Source organism: Enterobacter sp. ENT03 (assembly GCF_019218745.1).
In the GTDB taxonomy this organism is placed as follows: Bacteria; Pseudomonadota; Gammaproteobacteria; order Enterobacterales; family Enterobacteriaceae; genus Enterobacter_D.
In genome coordinates this window covers 56,739-72,241 of sequence record NZ_JAHUXA010000010.1, presented here as the reverse complement: position 1 = coordinate 72,241, position 15,503 = coordinate 56,739, and the positions used below count along the sequence as shown (strand labels likewise).

Genomic DNA, 15,503 nt, shown 5'->3' with positions numbered 1-15,503 from the left:
AGGGGTCAGGCCCGTTTGCTATACAGCGGCAGCCAGATGGTCAGGCGCAGGCCGCCTAACGGACTGTCGTCCGCCTTCACCCAGCCGCGATGCTGTTGGATGGCGGTTTCAACAATTGCCAGCCCCAGCCCCGTGCCGCCGGACTCGCGGTCGCGGGCCTCGTCAGTACGGTAGAACGGCCGGAAAATCTGCTCGCGATCTGCCGGGCTGACGCCCGGACCGTCATCATCCACGTTAATGGTGATGCCGTCTTTATCCACGGCAAATCCGACTTCAATCTGCGTGTGAGAATACCGCAGCGCATTGCGCACGATGTTTTCCAGCGCGCTTTCCAGCGCGTTCGGGTTACCGTACAACGGCCATGGCCCCGGCGGGAATGTCACCGTCAGCGTCTTACCCATCTGTTCGGCTTCAAAGGCGGCGTTGTCCAGCACCTCGCTCCACAGCTGATTCGCTTTCATGGTTTCGCTGACCAGCGCGTTTTTCTGCTGATTGCGCGACATCACCAGCAGGTCGTTGATCATGCTGTCGAGCCGCTGCGCTTCGGTTTCGATGCGCTCCAGTTCTTTGCTTTCACCGCTACGGCGGCGCAGCAGGGCGGTGCCCAGTTGCAGGCGCGTCAGTGGGGTACGCAGCTCGTGCGAAATATCAGAAAGCAGACGTTGCTGCGAGGTCATCATGCGTTCAAGGGCCGTCACCATCTGGTTAAAGCTGGCCCCGGCGGCGAGAAATTCCTGCGGCCCGGCTTCCAGTTCCGGATGCTGGCGCAGGTTACCCTGTGCTACTTCATCTGCGGCGTTCTTCAGCTTACGTGCCGGTTTGGCGAGACTCCACGCCAGCCATAACAGCAACGGCGAGCTGATCAGCATGGTGACAATCAGCAGTAATAACGGGCGGTCAAAAAGCAGGTTAATAAAGTCTGACTGCGAGCTGCTGGCCGGACGAATGAGATAGAGCTGGTAATTATCTTCCCCATCCCTGATGGAAAATGGCCCTACCAGCTCTACCCGACCGTACTTTTTCTTCTGCGGGTGGTCGGCATTATCCGCCTGCCCGATGAAGTTACGGATGATCTGCATTTCGCTACGTTCTGCGCCAATCACGCGGCCTTCGCTGGTCACCAGCAACAGGCGTTGTCCCGGCGGCGCCCATTTGTCGATCGCGCGGAATAATCTGCGCCACCACATCAGGTCGTTCGGCGGGTCATTGGCCAGTTCCGCTTCGACATGCTGTTCGATCATCACGCCCTGGCGCTGTTCGCTGTCGAGCAACTCCGTCATCTGACGGGAGTCCAGCTTCGGCACCATCAGTACCAGCATCAACACCAGTGCCAGCGTTAACCAAAAAATGGCAAAGATGCGTGCAGTCAAACTTCCAATCATGAAGCGGAAACCATCAGATAGCCGCGACCGCGCAGGGTTTTAAACCACGGGTGTCCGTCTTTGCGTTCCGGCAATTTACGGCGCAGGTTGGAAATGTGCATATCGATGGCGCGATCGAACGGCGTTAAGCGCTTACCCAGCACTTCCTGGCTCAGATGTTCACGGGAAACGACCTGGCCCAGATGTTGCGCCAGCAGATAAAGCAGCGTGAATTCGGTGCCGGTAAGTTCCAGCGACTGACCATCAAAGCTGGCTTCCTGACGGCCTGGATTGAGGCTTAAGGCGTCGACTTCTAAAGTAGGGGAACCGTTATCGCTGTTTTGCTGCTGCTCGCTCCAGTGTGAACGGCGCAGGATGGCGCGGATGCGCGCAACCAGCTCGCGGTCATTGAAAGGTTTAGGCAGATAATCGTCTGCGCCCAGCTCAAGGCCGAGTACGCGATCGAGTTCGCTGCCGCGTGCAGTCAACATAATAACGGGCGTCTGGTGTGTCTGACGAAGCTCTTTAAGTGTATCAATACCGTTTTTCTTCGGCATCATCACGTCGAGCAAAAGTAAATCGATACTGTCGTCAAGGAGGTCAAGCGCTTGTTCCCCGTCATGGGCAACCAACACGTCAAAACCTTCCATGTCGAGCAGTTCCTTCAACAGGGATGTAAGCTCTCGGTCATCATCAACTAACAGGATTTTATTCATTGTTTAAATACCTCCGAGGCAGAAATTACGTCATCAAGGCGCGCTAATCCATGACTTTACGTTGTTTTACACCCCCTGACGCTAGTTTTCAGCCTGAACCGTACACTGGCTCTCGTTGAATCGCGAAACAAAAGATTTTGGGAGTAAGTGATGCGCAATGTTACCGCTGCCGTCATGGCCTCAAGCCTGGCATTCAGTGCAGCCAGCCAGGCAACTGCAGATGTAACAGGCGGCAACTGGCATCCGACAGAGGGACTTACTCAGCGTAGCAGCCAGAGCACCATGTTTGATGGAATTAGTTTAACCGAACATCAGCGACAGCAGTTACGCGATCTCATGCAGCGGGCACGGCACGATCAGCCGCCGGTGAATGTGAGCGACGTGGAGACAATGCATGACCTTGTCACCGCACAAAAATTTGATGAAAGCGCTGTACGCGCTCAGGCAGAAAAAATGGCGCAGGAACAGGTTGCTCGCCAGGTCGAAATGGCCAGGGTTCGTAACCAGATGTACCACCTGCTAACGCCGGAGCAGCAAGCGGTTTTACACAAGAAACACGATCAGCGAATGGAACAACTGCGCGATGTCGCGCGAATGCAGCAAAGTTCGTCGCTGAAGTTATCGAGTAGCAGCAGTCACAGTAGTAATCAGTAACACCCTGTTTTCCTTGCCATAGACACCATCCCTGTCTTCCCCCACATGATGTGGGGGTTTTTTTTGCCTGAAATTTACCCCCCGATCCCCGCTGAACCGGCAATTTCACGCTTTACGATGTGCCTTTTCATCACAATGAGGCTTTTTACATCCGTTATACTGGTTTCTGCATTCTGCAGGAGTCTCTATGAATCAATCTTATGGAAGGCTGGTTAGCCGGGCGGCGGTCGCGGCGACGATCCTCGCCAGCCTGTTATTACTGATCAAAATCGTCGCGTGGTGGCACACCGGTTCGGTCAGTATTCTGGCGGCGCTGGTGGATTCGCTGGTCGATATTGCGGCCTCTCTTACTAACCTGCTGGTGGTGCGTTACTCCTTACAACCTGCGGATGACGAGCACACATTTGGTCACGGTAAGGCCGAATCGCTGGCCGCGCTGGCGCAAAGTATGTTTATTTCCGGCTCGGCGCTGTTCCTGTTTTTGACCGGCATACAGCATCTGGCGCGCCCGGAACCGCTGAATGCGCCAGGGATTGGGGTGATCGTCACGGTGATTGCGTTGCTGAGTACGATTATTCTCGTCACCTTTCAGCGCTGGGTAGTAAGAAAAACCCAAAGCCAGGCGGTACGGGCGGATATGCTTCATTATCAGTCTGATGTTATGATGAATGGCGCTATTCTCATTGCCCTTGGCCTGTCCTGGTATGGCTGGCATCGTGCCGATGCGTTATTTGCATTAGGTATTGGTGTTTATATATTGTACAGCGCGCTACGCATGGGCTATGAAGCGGTCCAGTCATTGCTGGATCGGGCGTTGCCTGACATCGAACGTCAGGAAATATTCGAAATCGTCACTCGCTGGCCTGGGGTCAGCGGCGCGCACGACCTTCGCACGCGGCAGTCAGGGCCGACCCGCTTTATACAGATTCATTTGGAAATGGATGACAATCTTCCCCTTGTTCAGGCGCATTTGGTGGCTGAACAGGTTGAGCAGGCGATTTTGCAACGCTTCCCAGGCTCAGATGTCATCATCCATCAGGATCCTTGTTCGGTAGTGCCCCAGGAAAAGGGTACGTCAATCAATGCTTTGTGATCGGTTGTAAAAGAGTGAGTCAGGCCACTTTTTTGTACAGAAGTTAGCGCCATTTCGCCTGACCTGAATCAATTCAGCACAGAGATATTGATATACTATTCGCAACATCGTTGTTCACTCCTTCGGGGGAGTCGCTTCGGGCAACAGAATTCATTTTGCATTCCAAAGTTCAGAGGTAGTCATGATTAAGAAAATCGGTGTGTTGACAAGTGGCGGTGATGCGCCGGGCATGAACGCTGCAATTCGTGGCGTCGTCCGTGCGGCATTAACAGAAGGCCTGGAAGTTTGTGGTATTTATGACGGTTACCTGGGTCTTTACGAAGATCGTATGGTGCAGCTCGACCGTTACAGCGTGTCCGACATGATCAACCGTGGCGGCACTTTCCTGGGCTCCGCACGCTTCCCGGAATTCCGTGAAGAGCACATCCGCGCGGTGGCTATCGAAAACATGAAAAAACGCGGTATCGACGCACTGGTCGTTATCGGCGGCGACGGCTCTTACATGGGCGCGAAACGCCTGACTGAAATGGGCTTCCCGTGCATCGGTCTGCCAGGCACCATCGATAACGACGTGGCGGGTACTGACTACACCATCGGTTACTTCACCGCGCTGCATACGGTCGTAGAAGCGATCGACCGTCTGCGTGACACCTCTTCTTCTCACCAGCGTATCTCTATCGTTGAAGTCATGGGCCGTTACTGCGGCGACCTGACGCTGGCTGCGGCTATCGCAGGCGGCTGCGAGTTCATCGTGCTGCCGGAAGTGGAATTCAATCGTGAAGACCTGGTGAACGAAATCAAAGCCGGTATCGCGAAAGGTAAAAAACACGCCATCGTGGCGATCACCGAGCACATCTGCGACATCGATGAACTGGCGAAATACATCGAAGAAGAAACGCAGCGTGAAACCCGCGCTACGGTGCTGGGTCACATTCAGCGTGGCGGTTCACCGGTGCCTTACGACCGTATCCTTGCTTCCCGTATGGGCAGCTACGCCATCGAGCTGCTGTTGCAGGGCCACGGCGGACGTTGCGTCGGTATCCAGAACGAAAAAATGGTGCACCACGACATCGTTGACGCTATCGAGAACATGAAGCGTCCGTTCAAAGGCGACTGGCTGGACTGCGCGAAAAAACTGTATTAATGGCGCAGAGACGAAACGGGCGCGCTCACGTGCCCGTTTTGTTAATTAACGCGAGGACTGCGAATGTCTGCGCCCTATCGACACGAAATAATTGCCACCGATGCCCAGACGCTTGCGCATTTTATCTGGCACGCGGGTAAATCCGACCCGGTCGCCCGTCACTGGCACAAATCCCTTGAGCTGAGTTATACCCTCAGTGGTTCCATTGCCCGCTTTGAGATCAATGGCCGCGCGTATGCGACGTCATCCGGTCAAATCCTGATCGTAAATCCTAATGAAGTTCATGCGGTAGAAACCTCTCCGGAGCGGCAGGCGCAGGGGCTGACGGTCATTTTTCCGTATCAGTTTTTGCAAAATGTGGTGCCAGGGCTGGACACGCTAATTTTCGATCTGAATAGTCCGGCGCACTTTACGCCGCTTCAGCGCAAAGCCTATCGCAAGTTACAGCATCTGCTTAACCGCGCAGCGGAGATTACCGCCTCTGCACCTCCCTCAGCCTGCGACACGCTCCTGCTCAGTTCGATGGTTTATCAACTCCTGTACTGGCTGGTGTACGCCTTTTCTGATGACAAAAATAAATACCAGTATCAGAACAGTAATCCTTGCGAGAAAATTGTCAGGGTGACGGCGTGGATCGACAGTCATTTCCATGAACGGCTTACCAGCGCGGCGGTTGCGCGACATTTTTATATTTCAGAAACCTGGTTTTCCCACCTGTTTAAGCAGCATGTCGGCAAAACGTTCCATCAATATCTGGTATCCGTAAGACTGAATGCGGCGATGACGATGCTGTTTGACAGCAATCTGCGTGTGCAAATTGTGGCTGAGCGCAGCGGATTTCCGAACTTCAAATCTTTCGTAAACTATTTTAAGCAGGCGTTTGGTATGACGCCGTTGCAGTACCGCAAATCGCGACGTCAGCCGGAGATGTGAGCGCGCCATCAAAAGTATTATTTGCCCTTTTTTTCGCTAAAAAATCGCCTTTCTGCACTTCCACAGGCCAATTATTCTGCCGCCAATGAATTCGGGCACAGGCTCAGGGCGGAAATATGCAGCAGCAACAGCGCAGGCTTTTTAAAACATCACTCTTATCTGTCTCACTAATTAATATGTCTGGCCCGGCAGTCGCCGCGGCGATCCCGCTGATGGCCCAGGCATTTCCGCAACGTACGCTCGCCGATATTGAACTGACCGTCTCGGTGACGAATTTCGGTATTCTGCTGTTGGTCATTCTGGCGCCATTTTTTGTCCGCCGTTTTGGCGATAAAAAAACGGTGATCGCCGGGCTACTGCTGGCGCTGGTGGCGGGGTGTATGCCGATATTCAGCAACAGTTACTGGCTACTACTGAGTTCGCGTTTTGCGCTGGGATGCGGGATTGGGCTGTTCAATTCGCTCTCCTACAGCCTGATTTGCCAGTATTTTTCTGGCGATGAACGGAGCACGTTATTAGGCTTCCAGGGGGCGGTTTCCGCCTTCGGCAGCGCGCTTATGACGCTGCTAATCAGCGTGCTGATTCATTATGGCTGGCACAGTGTTTTCATCATTTATTTTATGGCGCTGATCCCGCTCATATTATTTAGCATTCATATTCCGGCAACCTGTAATGCACCGCAGGCGGACGCGGTGGCGACGACGTGGCGTATTAACTGGCGCATTCCCGCCTATGCGCTGTATCTGTTTTACATCTTCGCCGGTTATATGATTTTGATTTTCAAACTGGCGACGGTTATGACCTTTATTGGTTATGGTGATGCGGCATGGGCCAGCCTGCTGATCACGCTATCCACGGTTATTTCGTTTCCTGGCGGATTACTTTTTGGTAAAGCCAGCAAAAAGCTTGGACCGGCTATTCTGCCGCTGTCGTTACTGGTTATTGGCATCGCACTGATCCTGTTAACGCTTTCTTCCAGCCTCGCGCTGACAGCCATCCTGATCCTGGCGGCCGGGTTTGTTTTCGCCTTTATTATTCCGCATTTCTTTAATTGTGCCGCGGCCATCAGTACGCCAGCGACGCAAACAGTGGCCTCTTCCATTCTGCTCATCGGCATTAACTTTGGCGTATTTCTCCATCCCTGGATCATTCGTATGATCCAGGCGCAGGGAAGCCGCAGCGATCTGTTATTTCCGATTAACGTGTATGGCTGGCTGTTTATCGCCACGGCATTACTTCATGCCGGGTATCTCGCTAACCGTTATTTAAAAGGCGTTAAAAATTATGCGTGACTATGTACAGTACGCTTCACTGGCGCAAACCTTACATCCACAGGCAGTAGAAGAACTTCAGGCGATGGCAGGCCACACGCCAGCAGGCGGGGATTTGCTGTCGTTGCGGGACGCCATGGGCTGGCCCGCAAAGGACATTCGTACCCGCCCTCTGACCGTGAGCAATAAAATTATCGACGGTCATGTCAATGTGCGTATTTATCGCTGCACCGATAGCCAGGGGCCGCTACCCGTGGTGCTGTTCCTGCATGGTGGCGGTTTTTTTGGCGGCTCGCTGGATAATGTCGAGTATCCCTGCCGCGCACTGGCGGATCTTGGCGATGTCGTGGTGGTTTCGGTTGATTATGCGCTGGCCCCCGAAATCCCCTGGCCGGGGGCTTTGCTGGACTGCTACACCGCCCTGCGCTGGGTGCATCAGCAGGGAGACGAATATGGTATTGATCGGACGAATATTACCATTGCCGGCGATTCCGCAGGCGGCAACCTGAGCCTCGCGACCGGTTTGCTGGATGTCACGCTGGGAACGAAATATCTCTCGCGCCTCATCGGGTTTTATCCGGCAACCTCGCTAAGCCGTGATGCGACGCTGGCGGATACCTCGCAGTATCCGGCGCGTGAACATAAAGCGCTTATAGACGCTTATCTCAATGATTTTTATGGCTCAATGGGGCAGGTCGCGCAGTGGTATGCCGGGGACAACGCGTGCTGTCAGCCCTTTATTTCACCTCTTTTCGCCGCGCCTGCACTGCTGGCTCAGTTGCCGCCATTACTGATTTGCTGCGGTGAATTTGATCCTTTACGCCTGCAAGTGGAAGCCTTTGTCGATAAAACGCGCCAGGCAGGCGGCGAGGTGACGTTCATCCGCTACAACGGCATGGTGCATGCCTTTATGGATAAAGTGGGCATCTTGCCGCACACCTCCATCTTGTTGCAGGACGCCGTCGCCTTTATTCACGATAACCCGCCGGAGATAATGGACTAACAGGCGCGGGCAACGCGCTTTCAGCCCCTGTTATATTCTGGATAGTTATAGCCAATCTTTTTTTATTCTTTAATCATTGGTTCGCTTTCTGGCACGCTGCTTTCATCACAACACAACAGCATATGAGAGTGAGCAATGAACAAATGGGGCGTGGGATTAACTTTACTGCTGGCATCCGGCAGTGTTCTGGCGAAGGATATTCAGTTATTAAACGTGTCTTACGATCCAACGCGTGAGTTGTACGATCAGTACAACAAAGCGTTCAGTGCTCACTGGAAACAGGAAACCGGCGATAACGTCGTGATCCGCCAGTCGCACGGCGGGTCGGGTAAACAGGCCACATCCGTGATCAACGGCATTGAAGCCGATGTGGTGACGCTGGCACTGGCTTATGACGTGGATGCGATTGCGGAACGTGGTCGTATCGACAAAAACTGGATCAAGCGCCTGCCGGATAACTCCGCGCCGTACACCTCCACCATTGTTTTCCTGGTGCGTAAAGGCAACCCGAAACAAATTCACGACTGGAATGATCTGATCAAACCAGGCGTGTCGGTGATCACGCCGAACCCGAAAAGCTCCGGCGGCGCACGCTGGAACTATCTGGCGGCATGGGGCTACGCTCTGCATCACAACAACAACGATCAGGCTAAAGCGCAGGACTTCGTAAAGTCGCTGTTTAAAAACGTTGAAGTGCTGGATTCCGGCGCACGCGGCGCGACCAACACCTTTGTGGAGCGCGGTATCGGCGACGTGCTGATTGCCTGGGAAAACGAAGCGCTGCTGGCGACCAATGAGCTGGGCAAAGACAAGTTTGAAATCGTCACCCCGAGCGAATCCATTCTGGCCGAGCCGACCGTTTCCGTGGTCGACAAAGTGGTCGAGAAGAAAGACACCAAAACGGTGGCCGAAGCCTATCTGAAGTATCTCTACTCACCGGAAGGTCAGGAGATCGCAGCGAAAAATTTCTACCGTCCGCGTAACGCCGAGGTGGCGAAGAAATACGACAGCGTGTTCCCGAAACTGAAACTGTTCACCATTGATGAAGAGTTCGGCGGCTGGGCGAAAGCGCAGAAAGAACACTTCTCTAACGGCGGGACCTTCGACCAGATCAGTAAGCGCGACTAACTGCGCTGCACAATGGCGTTGTAGTTAAAACGCTGATAATGGTAGTGGCTGGTGCAATACTCGAACGGCTGACCGTCATTCAGATAAGTCACGGAGAGCGTGACGCTGATAGGTTCGTTTGCTTCAAGGGCCAGCCACGCCTGCGCTTCATCATCACTAGGCAGGGAATAGAACTGTGTATGAGAACTGCACGGCACCTTGCGCAGTGATTTTTCCACAAACTGATACACCGAGCCCAGCGCATCCTGCCGGGTGAAGTCGGGTAAGATCCTCACTGGTATCCAGGTTTCTTCTATTGAAAGCGGATTATTATCAACATACCGCACCCGTTTGAAATGCCACGCATATTGATCGACCGTCATGGCGAGCTGTGTTGCTACCGTTGTGGGCGGCAGTGCGATTTCAAATTCCAGAAGATGACTGCGAACTTCAATTCCCTGCGATTCATGTAAGCGGCTCACCCCCTGAATCGGCGGGCTAAGTTTACCCGGAACCGGCAGATGTTGCGGGGACGCGGTTTTTACGATGGTGCCCAGCCCCCGCTGGCGGGTGATAAACCCCTCGCTGACCAGAATATCGAGCGCGTTATTCAGTGTGATTTTACTGCATGAGAACTCTTCGCAAAGCTGGTGTCCATAGGGGATTTTCTCCCCCACAATATATTCACGAGACATTATTCTTTCTTTAATTATATTTGCTATTTGAATGTATCTACGCAAAACCAATCTCCTTTCCCGCGGTGGCGGGCATTATATCCCGCTGGCGAAATCAATATCCAGATCTCATTTAATTTAAAAGTAGACTACTTTTAAATTAAAGATCTTGACTTTATTTTGGCGGAGTTTGATTCTGCATGGGCAATACGTTTTCGCTCGTACTTTTTATATATACATTGTATGAATATATTAACGACGAGCTATTTCATATCTGGCAGGGAAAATAATATGAAAGAGGTTGCCCTTAAGAAAATGATGTTCCTGGCGCAGTGGATGGGCTCGCAAGTTCATCTGCGTTCCATGCGCGATTCATTTATTACATTAATACCTTTCCTTGTGTTATCCGGCATGATGATACTTATTAATAACGTCATTATTAATCCGGGCGGCATCCTGTCAGGGTTTACAGAGGATGCCGTGCTGCGTAACTGGCAGGGCATTGGCGAGAAAGTCGTTAATGGGACCATGAATATCCTGGGATTACTGATTGGTATTCTTTTTAGCTTTAATCTGGCGCGTAATCGCCAGTTTATTAATCCCCTGATGGCTTCATTAGTTACCGTGAGTTGCGTATTTGTTTTACTGCCCGTTATTAATACATTTCCTGTGCTGGACGGCGGCGAACTGATGAGTATTAAAGGCGCGGCACCTTATGCTTTACTGGGAACGAGCGGTACATTTGTGGCGCTGATTGGCGGTGCACTGGCCACCGAGCTTTTTATCGGGATCAGTAAGAACCGACGTCTGCAAATACGCATTGAGGGTAACGTACCTCCCGCCGTTATTCAGTCGTTTAACACCCTGTTTGCCGTTATGATCACGGTACTGGTTTTTGCCTTCGCGTCATGGGCAATGGTGCAGATGTTTGGCCTGGAACTGCAGGATTTAATCAACACCTTGATCCAGAAGCCCCTGCTTGGCTTAACCACCAGTCTACCGGGCTTTCTGGTACTGGATATTATTAACAACTTTTTGTTCTCGCTGGGGATAAACCCCGGCGGTATTACTGGCGCTGTGCTGGATCCCCCTTTACTGGTCGCCATGCAGCAAAATATGGATGCGTGGGCGGCGGGCCGGGACATCCCGAATATCATTGTACGACCCTTCAGCGATTTATATGGTCGTATGGGCGGCACGGGAATGACGCTTTGCCTTCTCATCGCCGTGTTTATCAAAAGCCGCCGCAGTGAACATCGCTCTTTTTCGCGGACCGTGATCCCGACAACGCTGTTTAATATTAACGAGCCAGTGATCTTTGGCTTCCCGATTATCTTCAGTCCGTTATTGATGCTGCCTTTTACTTTTGTACCGGCGATTCTCTATATCATTGCTTACTACGCCACCGTGCTGGGATGGGTGAGTAAAATTGTGGTTTATATTCCCTGGTCCGTGCCGCCGCTGATTTCTGGCTACCTTGCCAGCGGCGGTGATTATCGCAATGTGATTTTACAACTTATATTAATCGTCTTAGGCGTTTTACTGTATCTCCCGTTCCTGATGTTTTATGAGCGATTACTTGCGATGCAGGAAAGTAAAATATAAAAACCTGAGTAAGGATGCTACTGATGAAAGAAATACTGCTGGTTTGTAATGAAGGTATGTCTACGGGTTTTCTGTGTAATAAAATGAATGAGCTGGCTAAAAAACAGGGCCTGGCTATTCACGCATGGGCAATACCCGAATCCGCGCTGGAAGGCCGTTACCATGAAGCCGATGTTATTATGGTGGGACCGCAAATTGGTTATTTACTGGATTCCATCCGCACGCGAACGCAAGGGACTGTGCCGGTGGCGGCGATCCGCCCTGTAGATTTTGGCAGAGTAAATGCGCTGGCGGTTATTGAGCATGCGCTGTCCCTTATTTCATAGTTCAAATAAGGAAAATATTATGCGTGGAGAACATCTCCTGGCGCGCATTACCCGCGTGTCGCAGAAACTGGCATCCGAAATTCACCTGCGAAGTTTACGGGATAGCTTTATTATCACCGTGCCTTTTCTGGTGCTCGCCGGGCTGTTCATTATGGTGAACTATGTTTTTTTAGATCCGAAGGGAATGTTAGCCTCCTGGTTATCTGGCGATACCCTGATCTCTATACGGCATATTGGTGATCGCATCCTCAATGGTACGATGAATATTTTATCATTGATGCTGGTAGTGCTTATTTCCTGGAATATTGCGACCAAACGTAAGTTTATGACGCCGATCATTCCCGCGATGGTATCGCTGGCGGCATTCCTGGTGCTTATGCCGTTGCAATTATCACTCCTGCCCGTAAACGGTGAAACGCCGGTCGCCATTAACGGCGTTATCTCGTTTGCTGCCACCAATGCTGGCGGGGTATTTGTCGCGATTCTGACCGCTGTATTATCCACCAACCTGTTTTTATGGATCTCGCATAATAAGCGCTTGCAGATCAGATTAGGCGATGATGTTCCACCGATGGTGGCGCAATCCTTTCAGTCAATGTTTTCCATCATCCTGACGGTACTCGCCTTTGCGGTTCTTGCTGTGGCTGTACAGGGTATTTTTCATAAAGAGATCAACGAGATTATTCAGGACGCGATTCAGGCACCGCTGGTACATTTAACCACTAATCTGCCCGGCTTTCTGGTGCTGACCACCCTGACTAATCTGCTGTTTTCTCTCGGCATTCATCCTTCCGGCATTATTAATCCGATACTGGAACCGCCGCTGTTGGTGGCGATGCAGGAGAATATGGCAGCCTTCGCGAAAGGCGATATTCCCCCGCATATTATTGTGCTGCCGTTTCGCGATCTGTACGGACATATGGGCGGCACCGGCACCACGCTGGCGTTACTGATTGCGCTGTTACTGCGCAGCAAAATGTCCAGTCATAAGAAGTTCGCCAGAACCGTACTTGCGCCGGGTATTTTCAATATCAATGAACCGGTCATTTTCGGTTTTCCGGTGCTGTATAACCCGTTAATGATGATCCCCTTTGTCATTTACCCGCAGATCAGTTTTGTCATTGCTTATTTCGCCACGCAATGGGGGATGGTTTCAAAGATTGTGGCTTTTGTTCCCTGGTCGGTTCCACCCCTGATTTCTGGATGGCTGGGTTCTGGCGGCGATCTGCGTAATGTTATTTTGCAAATTGGTTTACTTGTTCTGGGGGTAATGATCTATTTGCCATTCCTCGTCGCCTATGAAAAAACGCTTATGGCGGCACAAACAAAAAAACAGGTGGATGAAATGATAAATCCTGTCGTGGAGGCGGATTTATCGGCTCCGGTATTTTCACAGCCTAAAACGATTATCCTGATGTGCAATGAGGGAATGTCCACCTCCATTATGGCGAAAAAAATGAGCCAGTATGCGCAGGCAGAAAATTATCCGTTCACTATTTTTGCCATCAACATGGGGCGTTTACAGGACGAATATCAGAAAGCCGATCTGATCCTGTTAGGCCCGCAACTGGCTTATATGCAGGAGAGTATTTGCCAGCAGATTAATCAGCATTGTGCCGTTGGATTACTGGATAAAGGTTATTTCAGCAAGCTGGATGGCAAATCTGCGGTGCTGGATACGCTGCAATATTTTAAAATGTAATGGAGAATTATTGTGATAAATAATGCATTTATTGGTTTTGGCAAAAGTGCCACCCGTTATCATTTACCCTATGTGCTGGCACGAAAAGATAAATTTAAGGTCAGCTATATTTTTGACAACGTTCGTGATCCGCAAAAAGAAAAGCTCACGCAATATCAGGGCATTGAATTTACCGATTGTGTAGAGACGATTTTAAACGATCCGCAGGTCACGTTAGTCACCGTCTGCACACCGCCAGACAGCCACTTTTATTATGCGAAGCTCTGCCTGGAGCACGGCAAAAACGTTCTGGTAGAAAAGCCATTTACGCCCACGCTGGAAGAAGCAAAAATCTTATTCGCGTTGGCGCGGGAGAAAAACCTGCTGGTGACGCCCTATCAAAACCGCCGTTTTGACAGCTGTTTTTTGACCATAAAACAGGCTATTGAAAGCGGCAAACTGGGGAAAATTATTGAAGTTGAAAGCCACTTTGATTATTTCCGCCCGGACGCTGCGCCACAGCCTGGATCGGTGTTTGAAGGCGCATTTTATGGCCTTGGCGTCCATACGTTGGATCAGATCCTCTCGCTTTTTGGCCGCCCGCAGCAGGTGGCTTATCATCTGCGCCATTTACGACAGCCGGGCAACCCGGACGATACCTTCGAAGCACAGCTATTTTATGGCGATCTGAAAGCCATCATTAAAACCAGCCACCTCGTAAAAGTACCGTATCCGCGGTTTATTGTGCATGGCACCAAAGGAAGCGTGGTGTGCTATCAGATCGATCAGCAGGAGACCTGCCTGAAAAACGGCATCATGCCTGACCATCCTGATTTTGCCGCGGATCAGCAGTGCGCGTTACTGGACTATATCGACGACGAAGGCCACAGCCATACCGAACAGCTTCCCGCTGTGAAGGGTGATTATGGCCGGGTGTACGATGCGATTTACGCCACGCTGACTGAGGGGACGGCGAATTATGTCAGTGAGCAGGACGCGTTCACCAACCTGGAAATACTGGAGCGCGCCTTTCATCAGCCGTCGCCGTCACTTATTAGCCTGTCATAAGGATATGCATATGCAGCGTTTATTAAATTGTCGCACCAGTGATTTTTGTCAGCCCGTCAGCGGGGCCGCGCTAAAAGCCGCAATCAAAGCGTCTGAGGGGCGGGTAATTATGGTGGAAGTGGCGGCAGGCGCGACGCCGCTCTACAGCGAGGTGACGAATGGCGAACTGCTAAGCGCGTTTGGTGCCGATCTGTTACTGATAAAAGGAATGGACTGTCATACCCAGGTCATTCAGGGGTGTGATAATTTCCGCCATCTGAAACAGCTCACTGGACGCCTGACGGGAGTCAGCCTGGAAGTGCTGGCGGATGATGCCGCAGGAAATCCATGCGCCTGGAATGCGGGAAATTTTGCTCATGTTGCTGATGCCGATTTCTTCTGTCTGACGGCTTATGATAAGCCCGGCGTTACTGCGTCGCGGGTGTGCGAGGCGATCACGCAGCTGCGTGCGCGAACCGACAAAATGATCCTCGTCGCGAAATTTTACGCCTCAGGGTTAGCGCCGTCGCAGGAATATGCGCAGTACGCTGCAACCGGTGCTGATGGCGTGATGATCCCTGCGCCTGCCAGCTGCCGTGGTGCGTCTGAAGGACGGGTTGAACAGGCTATCGCAGCCGTGCGTGAGGCCGGAGCGCTGGCGATCGCCACGATCAGCAGTAGCCAGGAGGGGGCCGACGCTGAAACGGTGCGTCTTATCGGCCTTGCCAGTAAACGCTGTGGCGCGGATATGGTTAACTTTGGCGATGCGGGCGTGGCGGGCATGGCCGATCCTCAGGCGGTATATACCCTCTCCATGGCAGTTCGTGGGCGTCGACATACCTGGGTAAGAATGGCAGCATCCCTTCATCGTTAACATGTATCGGGTGC

General features: G+C 51.9%; 15 protein-coding genes. 12 read left to right on the top strand and 3 right to left on the bottom strand.

The features are described 5' to 3' along the window. Positions 1-5: 5 nt before the first annotated feature. Together cpxA and cpxR are read right to left on the bottom strand one after the other, a co-directional pair. On the bottom strand, positions 6-1,382 hold the full coding sequence (gene cpxA, locus KW828_RS13855) for an envelope stress sensor histidine kinase CpxA (RefSeq protein WP_218336892.1): 1,377 nt from the start codon (positions 1,380-1,382) through the stop codon (positions 6-8). Next, positions 1,379-2,077, bottom strand: coding sequence for an envelope stress response regulator transcription factor CpxR (cpxR, locus tag KW828_RS13850; RefSeq protein WP_072571348.1), 699 nt, complete (start codon positions 2,075-2,077; stop codon positions 1,379-1,381). Before cpxR ends, cpxA begins: the two co-directional genes overlap by 4 nt. Before the next feature lie 150 nt (positions 2,078-2,227). Between cpxR and cpxP the strand changes: the two genes are divergently transcribed. The 7 genes from cpxP (at position 2,228) to KW828_RS13815 (ending at position 9,303) form a co-directional block, all read left to right on the top strand. Next, positions 2,228-2,731: a cell-envelope stress modulator CpxP gene (gene cpxP / locus KW828_RS13845; RefSeq protein WP_218336891.1), complete on the top strand. Its 504-nt coding sequence runs from the start codon at positions 2,228-2,230 to the stop codon at positions 2,729-2,731. Between the two features lie 187 nt (positions 2,732-2,918). Further along, on the top strand, positions 2,919-3,824 hold the full coding sequence (gene fieF, locus KW828_RS13840) for a CDF family cation-efflux transporter FieF (RefSeq protein ID WP_218336890.1): 906 nt from the start codon (positions 2,919-2,921) through the stop codon (positions 3,822-3,824). Between the two features lie 181 nt (positions 3,825-4,005). Then, complete coding sequence (gene pfkA, locus KW828_RS13835) at positions 4,006-4,968, top strand: 6-phosphofructokinase (protein WP_218336889.1); 963 nt, start codon at positions 4,006-4,008, stop codon at positions 4,966-4,968. Positions 4,969-5,031: 63 nt separating this feature from the next. Then, positions 5,032-5,901 (top strand): AraC family transcriptional regulator, encoded by an 870-nt coding sequence (locus tag KW828_RS13830; protein ID WP_218336888.1) that lies wholly within the window; start codon positions 5,032-5,034, stop codon positions 5,899-5,901. A 176-nt stretch (positions 5,902-6,077) separates the two neighbouring features. Continuing rightward, positions 6,078-7,193: an MFS transporter gene (locus KW828_RS13825; protein ID WP_218336887.1), complete on the top strand. Its 1,116-nt coding sequence runs from the start codon at positions 6,078-6,080 to the stop codon at positions 7,191-7,193. After that, positions 7,186-8,175, top strand: a complete 990-nt coding sequence (locus KW828_RS13820) for an alpha/beta hydrolase (protein WP_218336886.1) — start codon at positions 7,186-7,188, stop codon at positions 8,173-8,175. The genes KW828_RS13825 and KW828_RS13820 overlap by 8 nt, the downstream gene beginning before the upstream one ends. A 135-nt stretch (positions 8,176-8,310) precedes the next feature. After that, positions 8,311-9,303: a sulfate ABC transporter substrate-binding protein gene (locus KW828_RS13815; RefSeq protein WP_218336885.1), complete on the top strand. Its 993-nt coding sequence runs from the start codon at positions 8,311-8,313 to the stop codon at positions 9,301-9,303. On the opposite strand, the gene KW828_RS13810 is transcribed toward KW828_RS13815, so the two are convergent. Then, entirely contained in the window at positions 9,300-10,022 is a 723-nt protein-coding gene (locus KW828_RS13810) for a GntR family transcriptional regulator (protein ID WP_256350177.1), read from the bottom strand. The genes KW828_RS13815 and KW828_RS13810 overlap by 4 nt on opposite strands. Positions 10,023-10,136: 114 nt before the next feature. On the opposite strand from KW828_RS13810, the gene KW828_RS13805 reads away from it, so the two are divergent. The 5 genes from KW828_RS13805 to KW828_RS13785 are packed head-to-tail and all read left to right on the top strand — an operon-like array spanning position 10,137 to position 15,489. Next, complete coding sequence (locus KW828_RS13805; protein WP_256350176.1) at positions 10,137-11,561, top strand: PTS sugar transporter subunit IIC; 1,425 nt, start codon at positions 10,137-10,139, stop codon at positions 11,559-11,561. Positions 11,562-11,584: 23 nt separating this feature from the next. After that, positions 11,585-11,887 carry a PTS sugar transporter subunit IIB gene (locus KW828_RS13800; RefSeq protein ID WP_218336883.1) on the top strand — a complete coding sequence of 101 codons (303 nt, stop codon included), beginning with the start codon at positions 11,585-11,587 and terminating at the stop codon, positions 11,885-11,887. A 19-nt stretch (positions 11,888-11,906) separates the two neighbouring features. Continuing rightward, complete coding sequence (locus tag KW828_RS13795; RefSeq protein WP_218336882.1) at positions 11,907-13,589, top strand: PTS transporter subunit EIIC; 1,683 nt, start codon at positions 11,907-11,909, stop codon at positions 13,587-13,589. 9 nt (positions 13,590-13,598) lie between these two features. Next, the gene (locus tag KW828_RS13790; protein WP_218336965.1) at positions 13,599-14,636 is read left to right on the top strand and encodes an oxidoreductase; all 1,038 of its coding nucleotides are present in this window, start codon (positions 13,599-13,601) and stop codon (positions 14,634-14,636) included. A 10-nt stretch (positions 14,637-14,646) separates the two neighbouring features. Further along, positions 14,647-15,489: a hypothetical protein gene (locus KW828_RS13785; RefSeq protein WP_218336881.1), complete on the top strand. Its 843-nt coding sequence runs from the start codon at positions 14,647-14,649 to the stop codon at positions 15,487-15,489. Positions 15,490-15,503: the final 14 nt, after the last annotated feature.

What these genes read in the sequence shown, in the direction of transcription:
- cpxP (WP_218336891.1), top strand. Translation starts at nt 2,228, where the DNA reads ATGCGCAATGTTACCGCTGCCGTCATGGCCTCAAGCCTGGCATTCAGT.
- pfkA (WP_218336889.1), top strand. Translation starts at nt 4,006, where the DNA reads ATGATTAAGAAAATCGGTGTGTTGACAAGTGGCGGTGATGCGCCGGGC.
- KW828_RS13825 (WP_218336887.1), top strand. Translation starts at nt 6,078, where the DNA reads ATGTCTGGCCCGGCAGTCGCCGCGGCGATCCCGCTGATGGCCCAGGCA.
- KW828_RS13830 (WP_218336888.1), top strand. Translation starts at nt 5,032, where the DNA reads ATGTCTGCGCCCTATCGACACGAAATAATTGCCACCGATGCCCAGACG.
- fieF (WP_218336890.1), top strand. Translation starts at nt 2,919, where the DNA reads ATGAATCAATCTTATGGAAGGCTGGTTAGCCGGGCGGCGGTCGCGGCG.
- KW828_RS13815 (WP_218336885.1), top strand. Translation starts at nt 8,311, where the DNA reads ATGAACAAATGGGGCGTGGGATTAACTTTACTGCTGGCATCCGGCAGT.
- cpxR (WP_072571348.1), bottom strand. Translation starts at nt 2,077, where the DNA reads ATGAATAAAATCCTGTTAGTTGATGATGACCGAGAGCTTACATCCCTG.
- KW828_RS13795 (WP_218336882.1), top strand. Translation starts at nt 11,907, where the DNA reads ATGCGTGGAGAACATCTCCTGGCGCGCATTACCCGCGTGTCGCAGAAA.
- KW828_RS13820 (WP_218336886.1), top strand. Translation starts at nt 7,186, where the DNA reads ATGCGTGACTATGTACAGTACGCTTCACTGGCGCAAACCTTACATCCA.
- KW828_RS13785 (WP_218336881.1), top strand. Translation starts at nt 14,647, where the DNA reads ATGCAGCGTTTATTAAATTGTCGCACCAGTGATTTTTGTCAGCCCGTC.
- KW828_RS13800 (WP_218336883.1), top strand. Translation starts at nt 11,585, where the DNA reads ATGAAAGAAATACTGCTGGTTTGTAATGAAGGTATGTCTACGGGTTTT.
- cpxA (WP_218336892.1), bottom strand. Translation starts at nt 1,382, where the DNA reads ATGATTGGAAGTTTGACTGCACGCATCTTTGCCATTTTTTGGTTAACG.